This window comes from Photobacterium piscicola (assembly GCF_046058925.1).
Lineage (GTDB): Bacteria > Pseudomonadota > Gammaproteobacteria > Enterobacterales > Vibrionaceae > Photobacterium > Photobacterium piscicola.
The window spans coordinates 2344310-2364107 of record NZ_CP175534.1 but is presented as its reverse complement, the minus strand read 5'-3'; the positions used below and the strand labels follow the sequence as shown (position 1 = coordinate 2364107).

Here is a 19798-nt window from a genome sequence, read left to right as displayed (position 1 = left end):
ATGTTTCCTTGATGAATTATATTGTTCGTGTGGATAAACAATATAATGATCGTTTTGCGATCTAGTTCATATTCTTGTGGATAAGTTGCAATGTTTTTTCAATGCTTGTTTTAGATCAAATAGATTTTTAAAACAAAGGCGTAAAAATACCAAAGAGGAATTAGTTGGTAGTGCCATTAATTAAATATGTTTTATAAGAAAGACCAATTTGATAATGAGTATTTGAAAAATAAGGTAAGTTATTATGAGCAGTGCATTTTATATCCCAAGTGTTAATTTTATGGGTGCTGGTTGTTTAACAGAAGCGGCAGATGCAATTAAGGCACACGGCTTTAAAAAAGCATTAATCGTAACGGATAAAGTATTAAACGAAATTGGTGTGGTTTCGCAAGTTGCGGTGCTATTAACTGAGCGTGGAATTGATTCAGTTGTTTACGCTGGTACTCAACCAAACCCAACTATTACTAATGTTGATCAAGGTTTAACACTGTTAAAAGATAACGGCTGTGACTTTGTTATTTCATTAGGTGGCGGCTCTCCTCACGATTGTGCAAAAGGTATTGCGCTATTAGCCGCGAATGGTGGTCAAATTGGTGATTATGAAGGTGTTGACCGTTCTGCAAAACCACAACTACCTGTTGTCGCTATTAATACCACCGCGGGTACTGCTTCTGAAATGACCCGTTTCTGTATTATTACAGATGAAGCGCGTCATATTAAAATGGCCATTGTTGATAAGAACACCACGCCGCTAATGTCAGTTAATGATCCGAAATTAATGCTAGCAAAACCCGCATCATTAACCGCAGCAACGGGTATGGACGCATTAACTCACGCTATTGAAGCTTATGTTTCTATTGCTGCTACACCAATCACGGATGCTGTTGCTATTAAAGCAATAGAACTGATTGAAGCCAACTTACGTACCGCTGTTAAAGATGGTCAAAACTTAAATGCGCGTGAGCAAATGGCTTATGCACAATTTATGGCAGGTATGGCATTTAACAATGCATCACTAGGTTATGTTCACGCAATGGCGCACCAGTTAGGCGGTTTTTATAATCTGCCACACGGCGTATGTAACGCTGTATTGTTGCCACATGTTCAACGTTATAACGCACAAGTTTGTCCTGAGCGTTTACGTGATGTTGCTGCTGCTATGGGTGTGAATGTGAATGAAATGACACCACAACAAGGCGCAGATGCTGCAATTGATGCAATCATGGCACTATCTCAAGATGTAGGTATTCCTGCGGGCTTAAAAGAGCTTAATGTGAAAGCTGAAGATGTTTCATTGTTAGCGGATAATGCATTAAAAGATGCGTGTGGTTTTACTAATCCTAAGCAAGCAACACATGAAGAAATTTCACAAATCTTTATGGCTGCAATGTAGTAATTACAAATATTACTACACATAATGCATAAAAAACGCCTCACTAGTTGAGGCGTTTTTGTTTTTATGTTTAAGCTATTATCGATTTATTATCAGTACATTAACTGTATTATAATAATGGACTAAACATATAGAAGAAGCGTTCACCAAATTTATTACGTACTGAACGTTTTTCCCATTGCTCTTTATCTACAGGCTCTGAGTCGGCAATGTAACTTTGCTGCAATTGGCTTAGTTTATGAGTGAATTCAAGATTATCCACCGCCATTGTGACTTCAAAATTAAGCCATAAACTGCGCATATCAAGGTTAACCGTACCGATTAAGCAGTGAGTATCATCAATCACTACTGATTTAGTGTGTAATAGGCCGCCATGAAAACGATGAATATGTACCCCTGATTTCAATAAATCACTAAAGAAAGAACGACTTGCCCATTCAACCATAGTCGAATCGTTTTTATCGGGTAGTACAATATGAACATCAATATTACGTTCAGCGGCACCTTTCATTGCGTGCAATAAGTGTTCACTTGGCACAAAGTAAGGTGTGGTGATAACAATACTTTTCTTTGCTTGGTAAATACTTAATAGCAACACCTGATGGATAATGTCATCGGGCATACCCGGACCTGAAGGGATCACTTGTACAGTGTCATACTGTGGTTCGTCTTCAGTTGGTATTTGACACGTTGGTAATGGCGGTAAAAAACGTTGTCCCGTCTCAACTTCCCAATCCCATGCTTGAATACAATTAAGCACCGAAACCGTAGGGCCACTGATTCTTACCATGACATCGACCCATTGACCGACTCCTGCATCAACTTTAAAGAAAGCAGGATCAACTAAGTTCATTGAACCTGTATAAGCAATGTTGTCATCAATAACCACTATTTTGCGGTGTTGACGTAAATCTAGGCGGCGTAAGAACATGCGGAACGGTGAAACTGCCAGTGCTTCGATAAGTTCAATACCCGCACCGCGAATGAGTTTCGGCCAATGAGAACGGAAAAAACGCATGCTACCAGCAGAATCAAGCAATACGCGGACTCTAATACCACGCTTTGCCGCTTTGATCAGAGCCACACCCACTTCATCAGCAAGGCCGCCTGGATTCCAGATATAAAATTCTAAATGAATCGAATCTTGAGCGTTATTTATATCATCGATAAGCGCCCGTAAAATCTCATCGGTTGATGATTTTAATGATAGATGATTGCCGACTAAACCGGGTAATCCAAAACGATTTTCACACAGATCGTTGATTGGCTTTGCAACATCACTCATTTTTTGAGGCATGTGCCCAGGGCAATCAGTCAGGCATTGAAACCAGCTTTCAAACGGGAAAAACATTTCGCGCGCGCGTTCAGCCCGTTTTTTTCCTAAATTAAGTTCGCCAAATAGCAGGTAGGCAATAACACCACCAATAGGGACGATATAAATAATCATCATCCATGCGAGGGAGACACCAACAGCTCGACGTTTGAAGACTACGCGTACAGTGACAGCGGCAATTAACAGCCAATAGGCGAAAATGCCGATCCACGTTAAGATTTGATAAAACTGTTCCATCGAATGACTTCATCAATATATAAATACAATTTGTATGTATAGTGCATTGAAATGAGAAAAAAACCTAATATTCAGTGCTCATTAATGCTTATGTTGAATGATCAAGGTTATTTTTGAGGAATCATTACCATTTTGATATAAAAAATAGCTGCTTAATAATGGACCGATATTATTATCGGTTGTTGTCTTTGAATCTGATTAGTGTTCTATAATAAATCGAATATGGGTCGCAAGACTTTTCTTTTTTGAGTGGCTGGTTATACTCGCGCCATCTTTGTACCGTAAAGGCGTTATTTGCATTATGTTTGATCTTGTTTACCAGCACTCTGATTTCTTAGTTATTAATAAACACCCTGGGATCAGTGTTCATAAAGATGATAATGATCAGCCATTACTGGCCGCTGTTGCTGAACAAACAGGTGATGAAAAACTGTATCTCATTCATCGACTTGATAAAATGACGTCAGGGTTGCTATTACTTGGGCGTAATAAAACGGCTGCTGCTGCATTATGTGCTAATTTTGCTGAGCGTCGGGTTGAAAAGTTTTATGTAGCAATTGCGACGAAAAAACCAAAGAAAAAACAAGGTGTTGTTATTGGTGATATGACCCGTTCACGTCGTAGTAGTTGGAAATTAGAAACGACCAAAGTAAACCCTGCTATTACTCAGTTTTTTTCTGCTGCTGGTGGTGAAGGACGGCGTATCTTTTTATGCAAACCCCATACAGGCAAAACCCATCAAATTCGCGTGGCATTGCGCAGTGTTGGTTCTGGTATTACGGGTGATGATATTTATGGTAATGAAGCGGCAGATCGTGGCTATTTACATGCTTATGGTTTACGTTTTCCTTATCAAGGTGAGCTGCAACAATTTTTATGTCCGCCTAGTATCGGAGAATTATGGTCAACAGCAGAGGCGCAGCAAGCATTTACTGAATGGCAGCAGCCTTGGACGTTATCATGGCCAGTATTAGCCTGTAAAAAATAGTAGAGTGAGTAAAGTATCAACAGTTGACCTGTAATTGATGGTATTATCAGCAATCGATTGGTAAAACGTGGATGCGCATTTCTTTTTGGTATTGATAATTTATACTATATACAGAATGTATTAGTTAGAGGTTTACAATGCGCAGTGCTCATTCACGTACGCTGAAAATGCGAGTTTCTCAACAAAAACGTCAATCCCATCATCGTCGAAATCGTGCTCAACAATATTTGATATTACCTGAAACTACTCCGCGTCATTTCCTTTCATCATCAGCAACATTGACACTACATTCCACGAGTTTACTTGATTATTCAGCTGAATATGTCTTACGTGCTAAACCTGAGTAAATGATTCTATTTTCTCCTGCAGTTGGTATTCTGGAGCGCAACGTATAGAATAGCCCGCCTTAATTGACTACTTTGAATGATATTATGGAAATTAGCGCGTTACCTACTTTAGAAGCCCATTTATTAACGGCTTTAGCAACACCACCGTCAGAAGTTCGCCGATTGTTTCATGGCCGCGGTCGCTGTTGGCTAGGGCTGGAACAAATTACGGTTGATTGGCTTCAAGGGCAAGTACTGGTTTCCTTATTCAAAGAACCTGATGCTGATTTTATGCAAGCATTGACGGATTTGTTGGTTAAATTGACGCAAACAGAAGCTTGGCAAGCTAGCGGTGCCCGTTCTTTACTACTCCAACACCGTGATCGTCAAGGTTCGCCAATGGAAGTGTTGTGGGGACAAAGTTCTGATTATCAAGATGTCATTGAAAGTGGATTAACCTATAAATTAGATTTAGGGCGTAATCAAAATAACGGTCTATTTCTTGATATGCGCTATGGTCGTGATTGGGTGCGTGAGCATGCTGCGGGTAAACGAGTACTGAATTTATTTGCTTATACTTGTGGCTTTTCTGTGGCAGCCATTGCTGGTGGCGCAGATTATGTGGTGAATCTTGATATGGCCAAAGCGGCATTAAGTCGTGGTCGTGATAACCATCATTTAAACAACCATGATTTAAAGAAAGTGAGTTTCTTAGGCCATGAGTTATTTAAGTCATGGGGTAAAGTACGCAAGATGGGGCCTTATGATTTAATCATTATTGATCCGCCATCATTTCAAAAAGGCAGCTTTGCTCTGACTAAAGATTACCAAAAGATTTTACGTCGCTTGCCTGAATTATTAACTGCTGATGGTGTTGTTTTAGCCTGCGTTAATGATCCGACGTTAACCAGTCAATTTTTGATTGATGGCATGGCTGCTGAAGCGCCAGATATGGTGTTCTCTCATCGTTTAGAAAACCCGGCTGAATTTAAAGATATAGAACCAGAAGCAGGGCTTAAAGCCTTAGTTTTTGAGCGCCAGAGCTAAGTTTATAGCGATGATATAAATCGTTAAAATAAGAAATCCCTTATCGACTCCACTAGTTTTAGTTAAGAGTAAATAAGGGATTTTTTTATCTAAAATTAGCAGTGATTTGTTTATTAGAATGAATTATATGACCTTTATTGTGGTGTACTTGTTGCGTTTTGGAGTTTGGTGACAAATACTAAAATAAGTGATTAACAATAAGATCAATTGATTCTATTTGCAGTGCAAGGGGTGCACTTAATCAAAATACATTAAGGATGTGTAGTTATGTTTAAATCGTTCTTTCTCGATCGTCGGTGGTTTTTATGGTCGATTGTCGGTAGTGCCATTATTTTATATGTTACTTGGTATAAAGTGCAGATAGACGTAGAAGTGAATGAATGGTTTGGTAGTTTTTATGATCTTATTCAAAAGGCATTAGCTAAGCCCAATGCAGTGACATTTGATGAGTTTTTAGCGGGGTGTATTGAGTTTTTCAATATTGTGTCAGTGTATATCATTATTGCCGTTATTCTTGATTTCTTCGTTCGCCATTATGTTTTTCGTTGGCGTACCGCAATGAATGATTATTACATGAAGCATTGGGACAAAATTAGTCATATTGAAGGGGCATCTCAGCGAGTTCAAGAAGATACGATGCGTTTTGCACGTATAGTCGAAAGTCTAGGGGTGAGCTTTATGCGATCCTTAATGACGCTAGTTGCGTTTTTACCTATTCTATGGACGTTAAGTGAGAATGTTACTGAATTACCATGGATAGGCAGTGTTGATCGATCATTGGTATATTTAGCCATTATCTCAGCATTATTTGGCACAGTATTATTGGCGATTGTTGGTATTCGATTACCAGGGTTAGAATTTAAGAATCAAAAAGTAGAAGCCGCTTATCGTAAAGAACTCGTGTTTGGTGAAGATAACGCCCATCGCGCCAAACCTGAAACTGTAAAAGACCTCTTTTTTAATGTTCGTAAAAATTACTTTAATCTTTATCGTCATTATTTATATTTTGATATCGCAAAATGGTCATATATTCAATATACCGTGATAGTTCCTTATATCGCATTGGGCCCAGCTATTATTTCAGGCGCATTAACTTTGGGTGTATTACAACAGATACTCAGGGCGTTTGGAAAAGTAGAAGAGTCTTTTCAATTTTTGGTGCACTCATGGAGTACGATTGTTGAATTAATGTCGATTTATAAGCGGTTGCGTGCATTTGAAGTGCAGATTAATGATGCTATTGATGTAGAAAGTATTCCGGTAGAATAGTTATGGCGGGATAAAAAATAAAAAGCCCTAACCAGCAATGCTCAATTATATTGGAGCAATTCATTGGTTAGGGATTTTTATAATATACGGCGTAGATTATTTTAGTGCTTCACAAGATTGTTCTGAAATAGTTTGTGAGACTAACTGTCGGCCGCTGACATCACGGATAGTAATAAGATAATCAACGCCATGTTTAAATAGTGGCATTAATTCAGCGTTGTTACAGTAATTAGCACTGGCCGTTTTTATCGCTGTTGTCGGTTTTACACGCCCATTACCACCATAGATGATGTTGATTTTTACCGTGTTTTTACTCGCATAAGCTTGAGTGATTTGGTAAGCATCTATTTTAGGATAGGGTGCTTTACTATCAATCGCAGCTGCTCGTGATTGTGCTAATGATTCAGCGACCATTTGTTGATCGTGTGAAGCACAGCCACCAAGGATGAAAAGGCCAACAGCGGCGATAAGCCATTTTTTTGTTGTAGTTAGGTTCACTGGTTAATCCTGAATAGATTTAAGGTAAAACTTTTTTGAATGGTTTAACAAGAACATTGGCGTAGACACCGGCATCAATATACGGATCAGCATTGGCCCATTGTTGTGCTTGTTCTAGCGATTCAAATTTAGCAATGACCGTTGAACCAGTAAAGCCTGCCTCACCTGGATTTTCATCATCAATGGCAGGCATTGGTCCTGCGACTAATAAACGATCTTGTTGTTGAAGTTCTTTTAAGCGAGCTAGATGTTGTTCACGTACGCTCATGCGACGCTCTAAACTATTTTCAACGTCTTGAGAAAAAATTACATACCACATCGTCGGCATTCCCTATTTAGTTATGGTTTAAACAACGAATTATTCATCGTGTTGTTTTTAGTATTCCCCATACTAACTAAATATTGAACATGGACAAGTAGATTTAAGCAAATAATAAAAAGCACTAACCGTCGTTAGTGCTTAGTATTTATTACGTGCTTTTTTATTGAGAAGGATTATTGCGTAATTTCAATTTTACGCGGACGACCTTCACTGTTAATAGCAACATAATTAAATGTCGCTTCACAGACGCGGTAACGTTCACCGATGCCATCAACGGCAACAGGTTTTACCCATACCTCAAGGCCGACACTCATAGATGTATTACCGATGCGCTTACATTCACCGTGACAACAAACCACATCACCAACACCAACGGGGGCTTTAAATTCTATTTTATCAACCGAAACGGTAACCACACGACCGCGAGAAATCTCTTTGGCTAAAATAGCGCCTGCAAGATCCAGTTGCGACATGATCCAACCACCAAAAATATCACCATTTGCATTGGTATCGGCAGGCATCGCTAATGTACGAAGTAGAAGCTGTCCACGAGGGATATTGTTTTCAGTAGTCATCGGCTATACAACTTTATTTATCATCAGGGCTTTTAGGTAGGTGGCGATAAATATAGCCACCCGTCACAAAAGTAAATAGCAGCGTTAACGCTAATAAACCAAATACTTTGAAATCCACCCAGACATCAAGCGGAAAATTGAATGCAATATAAATGTTTACAATAGCACAAACAACAAAAAATATTGTCCATGCAAAATTGATACGTAACCAAACGTTATCAGGAAGGGTGATCTCTTTACCTAGCATCGATTTAATTAATGGTTTATGCATGATCTGACTGACAAGCAGTGCGAGAGCAAATAGACCATAGATAATGGTAACTTTCCATTTAATGAAGTTTTCATCATGCAAAAACAGTGTTAATCCACCAAAGATAGCGACCATCACAAAGGTGATTAACTGCATTTTTTCTATTTTTTTATAGATAAACCACGTAACGATCAATTGGATTGCCGTTGTAATAATTAATGCACCTGTCGCGACAAAAATACCATTAGTTTTAAATAATACAAAAAAGATCAGTAATGGAATAAATTCTATAATTTGTTTCATTGGTACCAACTCATTAAAGATAATTAACAGGAGTATACCTGTTCCATGAGCTTAATGAAAAAATCGATTTTGATGGGGATGATGATACCGCTGTCACCAATATTTGATTGATGACAGCGATGGGTAGCGGATTATAGGCTAGCGACGTGTTGCTGCTTTCATGTTGGTTATAAATGTACTCAGTGCTCTGAGCAGTGCTGGATGGTCATCAACATGGGTTTCAATAATTTTAACGATGGCTGAACCTGAAATTGCTCCAGCAGCGCCTGCTTTTATGGCTTCACTCACTTGCTCTGGGGTTGAAATACCAAACCCGAGTAATGCTGGTGGTGCATTATGGGCTTTTAATGCGGCTAATAATGGCTCAATTGGCATTTCTGCTTTCGTTTCTGCACCTGTGACGCCTGCGCGTGAAAGTAGGTAAGTATAACCACCGCTAAGCTCTGAGACTGTTTTTAAGGTTGCGGCATCAGCGTTAGGTGGTGCGATAAAAATAGGGTGAATACCCTGTGCTTCTGCTGCAACTCTAAACTCAAGAGATGCATTGACGGGTACATCTGCAATTAATACTGAATCAATGCCAGCATTCGCACAGCGACGATAAAAATGATCGATACCTGTAGCAAAAACCAAATTAGCGTACATCAGTAGTCCAATCGGCAATTGAGGATATTTCGCTCGAATTTGAGTTAGCATTTCAAAACAAATGGTCGGGGTAGTGTCTGCGGCAAGAGCACGAATATTGGCTCCTTGAATCGTTGGACCATCAGCCAATGGATCTGAAAAAGGGATCCCTAGCTCTAAGGCATCAGCGCCAGCGGCAACTAAAGTATCAATAATATCCATTGAGCGTTGTGGTGTTGGATCACCCAAGGTAACAAAAGGGACAAAGGCACCTTCATTACGGGCATTCAATTGAGTAAATAAATTGTGGTAGCGATCCATTATAGAACTCCTTTTGCCGTTAAAATATCGTGCACAGTGAAAATGTCTTTATCGCCTCGACCGGAAAGGTTAACCACCAGTAATTGCTCTTTTTCGGGGTCATCTGCAATTATTTTTAGTGCATAAGCCAATGCATGTGCAGATTCAAGTGCGGGAATAATGCCTTCTTTACGGGCTAATAGTTGAAATGCATCTAATGCTTCATCATCGGTTACTGCACCATATTCTGCGCGACCAATAGCGTTAAGGTGAGCATGTTGAGGCCCGACAGAAGGGAAATCTAACCCTGCGGAAACAGAGTAAGATTCTTCAACTTGACCATGTTCATCTTGCATTAGCGGCGCTTTCATACCAAAGAAAATACCGAGCTTGCCGTGTTTCAATGGCGCGCCATGCATGTCGGTATCTAAGCCTTTTCCTGCAGGCTCAACGCCAATTAAACGGACACTACTTTCTTCGATAAAGTCAGCGAACATACCAATTGCATTAGAGCCACCGCCAACACAGGCAATAACGGCATCTGGTAATCGACCTTCTTTAGCGATAATTTGGGTCTTGGTTTCTTCACCAATAATTTTTTGAAACTCACGCACTATGGTTGGGAATGGGTGAGGACCCGCGGCGGTACCTAATAGATAATGGGCTTTGTCATAGCTAGCAGACCAATCGCGCATCGCTTCATTACATGCATCTTTTAAGGTTGCTGAACCTGATGTTACGGGAATAACCGTCGCGCCCATTAATTTCATTCTAAAAACATTAGGACTTTGACGTTCAATATCTTTCGCGCCCATATAGATGCGGCACTTTAATCCGAGTAAAGCACAGGCTAATGCCGTAGCAACCCCGTGTTGACCAGCTCCTGTTTCTGCAATGATTTCAGTTTTACCCATGCGTTGTGCCAGTAAAGCTTGGCCTAAAACTTGGTTAGTTTTGTGTGCGCCACCGTGAAGTAGATCTTCTCGTTTGAGATAAAGCTTGGTCTTTGTACCTTGAGTTAAATTTTGACACAAGGTTAACGCCGTTGGTCGCCCCGCATATTCTTTTAATAACGTTATAAATTGATGTTGAAATTGTGAATCTTGTTGAGCTTCAATAAAAGCATCTTCAAGTTGGTCCAAGGCTGGTACTAGAATTTGAGGGACATATTGACCACCAAATTCACCAAAGTAGGCATTCAATTTACTCATGATTATTTATCGTCCTTAATATATTTGATTGCCGTAAAGGCTGCCGCTAATTTATGGGGATCTTTTTTACCTGGTGCGCTTTCTACACCGGAATTTAAATCTAAGCCGCTAAAACCAAGCGAGGCGGCATGGTGTATATTATCTGGGTTGAGCCCACCAGCAAGTAAGCTGTTTGATCTGTTTTCTGGTGTAATTAAAGACCAATCAAAGGTGATACCTGTGCCTCCACTTTTGCCTTTGACTTTACTGTCAAACAGGTGCTTGTCGACTGACCATTGAGTAAGATCTGGTACGCTATCAGTGATGGAGTGGGCTTTCCATATTTGGCAGGTAGCCGGTAGCTCTTCACGTAATTGCGCAATATATTGTGGTGATTCATTACCGTGTAATTGCACCGCAGCCAAGGCTAAAGTTGTTGCTGTAGTCACAATGTCTGTCAATGGACTGTTTTGAAATACACCGACAAAATTAAGAGGTACTGATGAGATAACGGTCAATGCTTGGTCGAGATTAATCGCTCGCGGTGATGATGGTACGAAAATCAAACCACCATAGGTTGCTCCTTGCTGGTAAGCTTGATGGGCGTCTTCATTTGAGGTTAATCCACAGACTTTATGCTCACCAAATAAGACTTTTCGAACCGCTAAATCAAGGTTGTCAGCTGCCATTAATGAACTACCAATTAAAAAACCATCAGCATAAGATGAAAGTTCACGTACTTGCTGGTGGGTATAAATCCCTGACTCAGAAATAACAATTGTGCCTTTAGGTAAATCGGGCGCGAGCTGTTTGGTACGATTTAAATCAATACTCAAATCACGTAAATTACGGTTGTTAATTCCGACAACTTTTGCTTTGAGTTTGATGGCGCGCGTGAGTTCGGCTTCATTACTCACTTCGGTTAAAACGCCAAGTTGAAGTGATTCAGCCACTGCGGCAAGTGTTTGGTATTGTTCGTCATCCAGTACCGATAGCATCAATAAAATCGCATTTGCCTGATAATGACGCGCCAAATAGACTTGGTAGCTATCAATCATAAAGTCTTTGCATAATACTGGTTGGGTAACTTGACTGCGTACCTTCGGTAAGAACTCAATATTGCCTTGAAAATATTTCTCGTCAGTTAATACTGAAATAGCACTGGCGTATTGGTTATAAACCATCGCAATATCATCTAAATTGAAATCTTCTCTAATTAAGCCTTTTGACGGTGATGCCTTTTTACATTCGAGAATGAAAGCAGGGCGATGGCATCCATGTCGGTCAGTATTGGCGAGTGCGTGGTAGAAATCACGATCACTTGGTGTAAGCTGGTGACGAAAACTGGCGAGAGGTTGCGCTTCTTTACGTGCATCGACCCAGATTTTTTTATCTGCGATAATTTTAGCAAGGACTGTTTCCATGATTAACCTCGTGCTGCCAGTTGTTCTACAAGTTGATATGCGCTACCTGAACGCATGGTGGTGATTGCGCGTTGAGTATTGGCTTTAAGATCGTGATGACCAAAAAGGCGCAATAAAAGTGCAACATTGACGGCAACGGCACCTTCTTGAGCGGGTGTTCCTTTACCCGTCAGAATATGTTCAATGATGGTACGGTTTTCATCTGGCTCACCGCCACGAATGGCTTCTAAAGGGTAGCTTTGAAGTCCAAAATCAGCCGGAGTAAGCGTATATTCACTAATGACACCATCAATAATTTCTGCCACATGGGTTTCACCATGAATGGCAACTTCATCAAGTCCGCTACCATGTACCACCGCAGCACGTTTTAATCCCATTGTTGCTAAGGTTTCAGCAATAGGGCGAACTAGAGCGAGATCATAAACCCCCATTAATTGAATATTAGGTTTGGCTGGGTTAATTAATGGTCCTAACACATTGAAAATCGTGCGAGTTTGTAATGTTTGTCGTACTGGCATCGCATGACGTACGCCTCCGTGATATTCCGGCGCAAATAAAAAACAGACCCCAAGATCATCTAACGCTTGGCGTGCCGTTTGAGCTGGCATGGCTAAATTAATCCCAAACTTATCTAATAAATCTGATGAGCCTGATTTGCTTGATACACCACGATTACCATGTTTAGCCACTTTGACCCCACAGGCGGCAGCGACAAAAGCGGCGGTAGTAGAAATGTTGATGGTATTCGCGCCATCGCCACCCGTGCCAACAATATCTGCGAAATCATAATTTGGACGTGGAAACGGGTTGGCATTTTTAACCAATGCTTTGGCGGCACCTGCAATTTCTGCGGGGGTTTCGCCTTTAATTTTTAATGCTGTTAATACGGCTGATAATACAATCGGTTCAACTTCACCGTTGATGATTGCATCAAAGAGAAAATGGCTTTCTTCTTCGCTCAAGGGGTGTTGGGCGTAGAGTTTATCGGCAAGTTTAGCAATAGTAGCGTTCATCATCATCTTCCTTAATGGGTATTTAGGCATGTAGTGGGTGCTTTCATAACCCAAGCCAGTGTATGAGTAAGTAGTTCTGCGCCTTGAGTAGTAAGGATAGATTCTGGGTGAAATTGAAAGCCACAGACTTTGTCGTGTTCATTAACTACCGCCATCACTAATCCATTTACATCAGCAATCGTTTCAAGACTCGTTGGAACATGAGTTGCGACCAAAGAATGATAACGGGCAACAGCGAGTGGGCTGGCAAGTTGACCAAAAACGGGGTGTTGATTGTGAGTCATCATCGCAGCTTTGCCATGGACGATATCGCCAGCGCCAGCGACGGTACCACCATAAGCTTCAACAATGGCTTGATGTCCTAAGCAAATACCCAACATTGGGATTTTGCCTTTTACTCGTTGAATAAGTTCAGGCATGCATCCGGCATCAGCTGGTGCGCCAGGGCCTGGTGATAACACTAATACCGGATTTTTATGCTCAAGCAATGCGTGTTCGATTTGTTGCGCTGATAAATGATTACGATAAATCGTGACCGGAAAACCCAGACTTCGAAATTGATCAACAAGGTTGTAAGTAAAAGAATCAAAGTTATCTAATAGCACAATATGGGCATTATGGTGATTTTTCGTGATGGTCATCTTGTGCTCCTTAACCTTGATGGGCGTGACGAATGGCATTGATTACCGCTTGTGCTTTTGATTTTGTTTCATCTGTTTCAGCTTGTGGTATCGAGTCATAAACCACCCCTGCACCGGCTTGAACACTGGCGATACCGTTTTCGACATAAGCGGAACGGATCACAATGCAGGTATCCATATCTCCATGTCCTGTAATATAACCAACCGCACCGCCATAGCTTCCACGGCGACGTTGTTCAACCTCACGAATAAGTTGCATGGCTCTAATTTTAGGTGCGCCCGTTAACGTTCCCATGTTCATACAAGCTTGATAAGCGTGCAGGGCATCAAGATCATGGCGCAATTGACCCACGACTCGCGACACTAAATGCATCACATGGCTATAACGATCAACATGTAATAAATCAGCTACGTGGCGGCTTCCTGCTTGGCTAATACGGGCGACATCATTACGGGCCAAATCAACTAGCATCATGTGCTCAGCATTTTCTTTGGTGTCACAGCGAAGTTCTAGTTCGATACGCGTATCAAGGTCGAGATTAATGGAACCATCTTTGTTTTTGCCGCGTTGACGTGTACCTGCAATTGGGTAAATTTCAACTTGGTTAGACTGGGTACAATATTTCAATGCGCTCTCTGGAGAGGCACCAAATAAGGTAAAGTCAGTATCATGCAGATAAAACATATACGGACTTGGGTTACCAATCTTCAATGCTTTATATGCGTTCAGTGGCGAGGGACACGGCAGCTTAAATTGTCGAGATGGCACGACTTGAAATACATCACCTCGAATAACAAATTGCTTCAAAGCGGCAACGGTTTGATTGAAATCATGATCCGTTATTGTTGGAACGGGGACACAGGTGGTGATAGCGGGTGCAACGGGTAATGACTGAGGATTAAGACAACGGGTTTTAAGTGTGACTAAACGTTGTTGAAGATCATCCGCAATTGCCGGGGTATCATGCTCAAACAGGGTCGCTTGTAAATGTGCTTGTTGATATTGATGATCGATAATCAATAATGTTTCAGCAATATAGAAAATATAATCAGGGCAGCTATTGTCCGCATCAACGGCGATAAGTGGTTCAAAGTCAGCCACTAAATCATAAGCAAATAAACCACCAATGAATAATGCATCGCGAGGATGATTTTCGGTATCAAAGGCATGTTGAATCAGTCGTAATGCATCAAAAGATGATGTTTGGCGTAGGCGAGAGTCTTCATCTAACGTCTGCACATGGGTTGGAAAATGTAACCGCAGCGTATCAGCATTATAGGTGGCTTTAATATCAGACTTGAGATGGCTGTTTAGAACATGCAGGATGCGTTGGCCATTGTTAGATTGGGCTTCTAATATCACCTCTTTACCACGACAGACAATGCGTACGGCAGCATCAATCAATAATAAGCTTTTAAGATCTTGCTTAGAATCGACTTCGGCTGATTCTAATAATAGATGGCAAGGGCTATCACCACAGAGCGTAAAATAAGCATCAGTAGGGTCAGCCATGTAGGGTACATCAAGGTTAAGTACCTTAATTGGATGTTGATTTTCTGGTGTCGTGTTATAGATATGCGATCCAATAGAGTGAGTTGTCACAGCGTTCTCCTTGCCGTTTGTACCAATACAATCCTGCTTTTATTGTTCGATAGTGGCGTAAACTGAGTATTTGAGCAAGACTAGTTTTTTACTTTTACCGATAATTATTAACAAAGTGTGTTGCGATATTTTATTTTGGTCAAATATATAATAATCAATGCATTGAGTTGTGATTAGCTATATGGAGAGGACCAAAAAAAAGCCTTCGATAATGATAGGCTTGAGTAAAAGTACAGAATGTTACTGTATTTTACCGTTGCCATAACATTGCTTGCCACTCGTAAATAATCAAGAAAGGCGGTCGTTGTGTACTAATTTGCTGTAACATGGCGCTATCCTATTTGTCTGCTGCTATATCCAAGGATTACCAAGGTGTATAGCGGTGAATTGGTTTAAACTAGCTAAAGGTTATGATGTTAGAAGCCATATCACTCCTAGTAATTACGTACTAGTAAACTAGTTCATAAAAACAAAGTCAAGAAGTAAAGTTATGTTGTTTGATTTACATTGTCATACTACAGCGTCAGACGGCCGCTTATCGCCGCAAGATCTTGTTCGACGCGCCGTGGATATGCGGGTTGATGTGTTGGCAATTACCGATCACGATACGATTGATGGCCTAGCACAAGCGCATGCTGTTATTGAACAAGAACAATTACCGATTACATTAATTAATGGTATTGAGATATCAACGGTGTGGCAAAACTTTGATATTCATATTGTTGGGCTTAATATAGATCCTAATCATCCTGAGTTAATTTCATTTATTAACGCCCAAGCCGAACATCGACTTGCACGTGCAAAAGAGATTGGCGCACGGTTAGAAAAGAACAAAATGCCAGGTGCTTTTGAAGGTGCGATGGCATTAGCGGGCGACGCTTCGATTACGCGTGCGCATTTTGCTCGTTGGTTGGTTGAACAAGGTTATGCCAAAACTATGCAGGCGGTGTTTAAGAAATTCTTAACCCGAGGTAATCCTGGTTATGTGCCACCAAGTTGGTGCTCAATTGCCGATGCTGTAACCGTGATTCATGCCGCTGGTGGTCAAGCTGTTATTGCTCATCCCGGTCGTTACCAAATGACGGCAAAATGGATCAAGCGCTTAATTCAGCATTTTATTGACGCAAAAGGCGACGGTATTGAAGTTGCTCAACCTCAACAAGCACCGCAAGAACGACGTACTTTTGGGGATTACGCCATCCAATATAATTTACTCGCTTCACAAGGGTCTGATTTTCATTATCCATCCCCATGGACCGAATTAGGCCGCAATTTGTGGTTACCGAAAGATGTAGTGCCGTTATGGCAGAATTGGACGGTAGAGAAAAAGCGAGTAGAGGCAGAAATAACCACGGAGTTATCTGCCTCGAAGGAGGAAAAATGAGTCAGTTTTTTTATGTTCATCCAGAAACACCGCAAACGCGTTTAATCAATCAAGCGGTTGATATTATTAAAAATGGTGGGGTTGTAGTTTATCCTACCGACTCAGGTTATGCTCTGGGTTGTCAGATGGAAAACAAACAAGCGCTGGAGCGTATTTGTCAAATACGACGTTTAAACGATAAGCATAATTTTACCTTGTTATGCCGTGATTTATCTGAACTATCGTTATATACCCGCGTTGACAATATTGCGTTTCGTTTATTGCGAAATAATACTCCAGGTGCTTATACCTTTATCTTTAAAGGCACCAAGGAAGTCCCACGTCGATTAATGAACGCTAAGCGTAAAACGATTGGTATTCGTGTTCCTGATAATAATATTGCTTTAGCGCTGCTTGAAGCTTTGGGTGAACCAATGATGTCGACCAGTTTGATTTTACCTGGTAAAGAGACCACAGAAGCGGATCCTGATGAGATTCGTGACCAATTAGAACATGCTGTTGATCTAATCATGCACGGTGGTTATCTCAGTGAGCAGCCAACAACCGTTATCGATTTTAGTGACGGTAACATTGATATTGTACGTATTGGTGCTGGTGATATTACGCCGTTTGAATAAAATCGTTTAATTTCCACAGTAAATGCATTGGCGGTATATGCATTTTTATAAACGTATCATATTGTTTATGATACGTTTTTTTTATCGCTATTTTTATGGTAAATAACCGTTAGATTTGCGATAATAATCGGCTACATATCTAGCATGATAGATAATTGATTATCACGCTAGAATCCAAATTATTGCTATTCGCATTATTTCCCCTCACTTTCTTTTTTTGCGCAATCATTGCAACAATAAAAAGAGAACTGAGAAGAGGACTTTGATGAGAATTTCGACGCCTGTGAAGGCGACAAAGGTTTGTTTACAATGAGCGAAAAATTACAAAAAGTATTAGCGCGTGCAGGACAAGGATCACGTCGTGAAATCGAATTGATGATCCAAAACGGCCGTGTGAGCGTTGATGGTGTTGTTGCTAAACTTGGCGATCGTCTTGATGATCTTAGCGTTAGTGTACGCATTGATGGCCACAATATTGCATTAATTTCGTCAGATGAAGAAATCTGCCGTATTTTGGCCTACAACAAGCCAGAAGGTGAGTTATGTACTCGTCATGATCCTGAAGGTCGTCGTACTGTTTTTGATCGTTTACCACGTCTAACAACAGGCCGTTGGGTTTCAGTTGGTCGTCTAGATGCTAACACCTCAGGTTTATTACTTTTCACTACTGATGGTGAATTAGCTAACCGTTTAATGCACCCAAGCCGTACTGTTGAACGTGAGTACATGGTGCGTGTATTTGGTGAAGTAAACGAGCAGATGATTAAGAATGTCGTTAAAGGCGTTGAGCTGGAAGACGGCGTAGCACGCTTTGAAGATGTTGTTTATTCTGGCGGTGAAGGTATGAACCATACTTTCTACGTAGTGATCACTGAAGGTCGTAACCGTGAGGTTCGTCGTTTATGGGATTCTCAGGGTGTAACGGTTAGCCGTCTGAAACGTGTTCGTTATGGTGATGTTTACTTAACGAAAGACATGCCTCGTGGCGGTTGGAGCGAGCTAGAACTAAAAGAAGTGAATGAACTTCGTGCTACCGTTGAGCTACCACCTGAAACTGAAACAGTATTAACTGTTGAAGGTCAGAAGCGCAAAAAAGGTATTCGTCAAATTCGTCGTGCTGTTCGTCGTCATGAAGAGCGTGTAGAAACAACGGGTACGGGTGGTCGTCGCGGTCGTAATAATGATCGTCGTGCACCATCAAGTGCAAGCCGTAATGCTGAAGTTGATTCACAACAACAAGAGCAACGTGGTGGTCGTGGCCGTGCTAAACCAGCACCAACAGGCCGCGATAACGCTAAGCCTCGTTCAGATCGTGCTAAAGGTAAACCTGTACATATTGCAGGTAAGCCAAGAGATGATGAGAAGAAGCCTTATAATTCATCAGATAAGCCACAAAATGGTTCTGGCAAGCGTAAGCCTTCTGGCAATGCGGCAAATCGTCGTAACCCATTAGCAAATAAGCCCGCTAAACCTCGTACACGTAAGTAAGTGTTTAAACGCGACTAATGCATAAAGTGCACAATTGATATTAAAATGCCGACAGCGATGTCGGCTTTTTTATAACTACTATTTATTGTTCATTGCTAATGCCGGGCTTACGCTTAGGCTGAGCATCAAGACATTGCCCCGAGATATGGCGGCTTTCAGGTCCCATGAGATATAGGTAAAGTGGCATAATATCTAACGGTGTTTTGAGTAAACGAGCATCTTCCGCGGGAAAGGCTTGTGCTCGCATACCTGTACGGGTTCCACCAGGATTGATGGCATTGACCTTAATTGAAGTATCACTTAGCTCATCGGCTAAGACTTGCATCATGCCTTCTGTGGCAAATTTAGATATTGCGTAGGTTCCCCAAAAAGCGCGTCCAATGTGACCTACGGTAGACGAGGTAAAGATAATTCGACCATCCGGTGATTGTTTTATTAATGGTAAAATTGCCTGAGTAAGTAATAATTGTGCTTTTACGTTAACTTGCATCACATCGTCAAAAACGGATTCTTCAATATGATCAAGTGGGCTTAATGCGCCTAATAATCCTGCATTGTGTAGTACGCCATCTAAGCGCCCAAATTGCTGCTGAATGGTATTTGCCATATCAATGTAGTGTTGTTTAGTTGCACCCATTAAATCTAATGGAATAATCGCGGCTTGCTTGCTGCCATTTTTTTCTATTTCATCATAAACAGCTTCAAGCTTAGCGACAGTTCTGCCTAACAGGATCACGGTCGCACCATGAGCAGCATATTGGAGTGCGGCTTCTCGGCCGATACCATCACCAGCCCCAGTTACTAATATCACGCGATCTTTTAAATTATCCGCAGCAATTTGATAATCCACAGTAGCTTCCTTTTAAATAGTGTCTTTTTGTCGATATTTGAGTGTTTTTTCATCTAAGAACGCATCAAGTCTTGAGCTTGACTGTAATATCGATTACTACTAAAACATATCAGAATTTATATT

The 19798-nt window shown here is 41.0% G+C and carries 20 protein-coding genes; 8 read left to right on the top strand and 12 right to left on the bottom strand.

Features of this window, described 5'->3' with window-relative positions; translation table 11 throughout:
- Window positions 1-244 precede the first annotated feature (244 nt).
- Complete coding sequence (gene yiaY, locus ACJZU6_RS11195) at window positions 245-1393, top strand: L-threonine dehydrogenase (protein ID WP_080156774.1); 1149 nt, start codon at window positions 245-247, stop codon at window positions 1391-1393.
- Between the two features lie 109 nt (window positions 1394-1502).
- Here yiaY and cls read toward each other — a convergent pair whose 3' ends face one another.
- Window positions 1503-2963 (bottom strand): cardiolipin synthase, encoded by a 1461-nt coding sequence (gene cls / locus ACJZU6_RS11190; protein WP_080156773.1) that lies wholly within the window; start codon window positions 2961-2963, stop codon window positions 1503-1505.
- 301 nt (window positions 2964-3264) lie between these two features.
- Here cls and ACJZU6_RS11185 point away from each other — a divergent pair, with 301 nt between their 5' ends.
- The 4 genes from ACJZU6_RS11185 to sbmA all read left to right on the top strand — a co-directional run bounded on the left by ACJZU6_RS11185 (window position 3265) and on the right by sbmA (window position 6593).
- On the top strand, window positions 3265-3951 hold the full coding sequence (locus tag ACJZU6_RS11185; RefSeq protein ID WP_080156772.1) for a TIGR01621 family pseudouridine synthase: 687 nt from the start codon (window positions 3265-3267) through the stop codon (window positions 3949-3951).
- 137 nt (window positions 3952-4088) lie between these two features.
- Window positions 4089-4298, top strand: coding sequence for a hypothetical protein (locus tag ACJZU6_RS11180; protein ID WP_080156771.1), 210 nt, complete (start codon window positions 4089-4091; stop codon window positions 4296-4298).
- 84 nt (window positions 4299-4382) lie between these two features.
- Window positions 4383-5324, top strand: coding sequence for a class I SAM-dependent methyltransferase (locus ACJZU6_RS11175; RefSeq protein WP_080156770.1), 942 nt, complete (start codon window positions 4383-4385; stop codon window positions 5322-5324).
- 267 nt (window positions 5325-5591) lie between these two features.
- The gene (gene sbmA / locus ACJZU6_RS11170) at window positions 5592-6593 is read left to right on the top strand and encodes a peptide antibiotic transporter SbmA (protein WP_080156769.1); all 1002 of its coding nucleotides are present in this window, start codon (window positions 5592-5594) and stop codon (window positions 6591-6593) included.
- Window positions 6594-6689: 96 nt separating this feature from the next.
- Here sbmA and gspS2 read toward each other — a convergent pair whose 3' ends face one another.
- The 10 genes from gspS2 to ACJZU6_RS11120 all read right to left on the bottom strand — a co-directional run bounded on the left by gspS2 (window position 6690) and on the right by ACJZU6_RS11120 (window position 15246).
- Window positions 6690-7091, bottom strand: a complete 402-nt coding sequence (gene gspS2 / locus ACJZU6_RS11165) for a type II secretion system pilot lipoprotein GspS-beta (protein WP_080156768.1) — start codon at window positions 7089-7091, stop codon at window positions 6690-6692.
- Window positions 7092-7110: 19 nt separating this feature from the next.
- A complete protein-coding gene (locus tag ACJZU6_RS11160) occupies window positions 7111-7410 on the bottom strand; it encodes a YciI family protein (protein WP_408900277.1) in 300 nt (99 codons plus the stop codon).
- A 176-nt stretch (window positions 7411-7586) separates the two neighbouring features.
- Window positions 7587-7988, bottom strand: coding sequence for an acyl-CoA thioester hydrolase YciA (yciA, locus tag ACJZU6_RS11155; protein WP_080156766.1), 402 nt, complete (start codon window positions 7986-7988; stop codon window positions 7587-7589).
- A gap of 13 nt (window positions 7989-8001) precedes the next feature.
- Window positions 8002-8541, bottom strand: a complete 540-nt coding sequence (locus ACJZU6_RS11150; RefSeq protein ID WP_080156765.1) for a septation protein A — start codon at window positions 8539-8541, stop codon at window positions 8002-8004.
- Window positions 8542-8679: 138 nt separating this feature from the next.
- The gene (gene trpA / locus ACJZU6_RS11145) at window positions 8680-9486 is read right to left on the bottom strand and encodes a tryptophan synthase subunit alpha (RefSeq protein WP_080156764.1); all 807 of its coding nucleotides are present in this window, start codon (window positions 9484-9486) and stop codon (window positions 8680-8682) included.
- Entirely contained in the window at window positions 9486-10676 is a 1191-nt protein-coding gene (trpB, locus tag ACJZU6_RS11140; protein WP_080156763.1) for a tryptophan synthase subunit beta, read from the bottom strand. The genes trpA and trpB overlap by 1 nt, the downstream gene beginning before the upstream one ends.
- Window positions 10677-10678: 2 nt before the next feature.
- The gene (gene trpCF, locus ACJZU6_RS11135) at window positions 10679-12079 is read right to left on the bottom strand and encodes a bifunctional indole-3-glycerol-phosphate synthase TrpC/phosphoribosylanthranilate isomerase TrpF (protein ID WP_408900276.1); all 1401 of its coding nucleotides are present in this window, start codon (window positions 12077-12079) and stop codon (window positions 10679-10681) included.
- A gap of 2 nt (window positions 12080-12081) precedes the next feature.
- A complete protein-coding gene (gene trpD / locus ACJZU6_RS11130; RefSeq protein ID WP_408900944.1) occupies window positions 12082-13092 on the bottom strand; it encodes an anthranilate phosphoribosyltransferase in 1011 nt (336 codons plus the stop codon).
- Between the two features lie 11 nt (window positions 13093-13103).
- Window positions 13104-13733: an aminodeoxychorismate/anthranilate synthase component II gene (locus ACJZU6_RS11125; protein WP_408900275.1), complete on the bottom strand. Its 630-nt coding sequence runs from the start codon at window positions 13731-13733 to the stop codon at window positions 13104-13106.
- Between the two features lie 10 nt (window positions 13734-13743).
- Window positions 13744-15246: an anthranilate synthase component 1 gene (locus ACJZU6_RS11120; RefSeq protein ID WP_107275449.1), complete on the bottom strand. Its 1503-nt coding sequence runs from the start codon at window positions 15244-15246 to the stop codon at window positions 13744-13746.
- 580 nt (window positions 15247-15826) lie between these two features.
- Between ACJZU6_RS11120 and rnm the strand changes: the two genes are divergently transcribed.
- The 3 genes from rnm to rluB all read left to right on the top strand — a co-directional run bounded on the left by rnm (window position 15827) and on the right by rluB (window position 18825).
- A complete protein-coding gene (gene rnm, locus ACJZU6_RS11115; RefSeq protein WP_080156758.1) occupies window positions 15827-16720 on the top strand; it encodes an RNase RNM in 894 nt (297 codons plus the stop codon).
- Window positions 16717-17337, top strand: coding sequence for an L-threonylcarbamoyladenylate synthase (locus ACJZU6_RS11110; RefSeq protein ID WP_045035658.1), 621 nt, complete (start codon window positions 16717-16719; stop codon window positions 17335-17337). The genes rnm and ACJZU6_RS11110 overlap by 4 nt, the downstream gene beginning before the upstream one ends.
- A gap of 309 nt (window positions 17338-17646) precedes the next feature.
- Window positions 17647-18825: a 23S rRNA pseudouridine(2605) synthase RluB gene (gene rluB, locus ACJZU6_RS11105; protein ID WP_107275388.1), complete on the top strand. Its 1179-nt coding sequence runs from the start codon at window positions 17647-17649 to the stop codon at window positions 18823-18825.
- 82 nt (window positions 18826-18907) lie between these two features.
- Here the strand turns inward: rluB and ACJZU6_RS11100 are convergent, their stop codons facing one another.
- The gene (locus ACJZU6_RS11100; protein WP_107275389.1) at window positions 18908-19675 is read right to left on the bottom strand and encodes a YciK family oxidoreductase; all 768 of its coding nucleotides are present in this window, start codon (window positions 19673-19675) and stop codon (window positions 18908-18910) included.
- Window positions 19676-19798 lie beyond the last annotated feature (123 nt).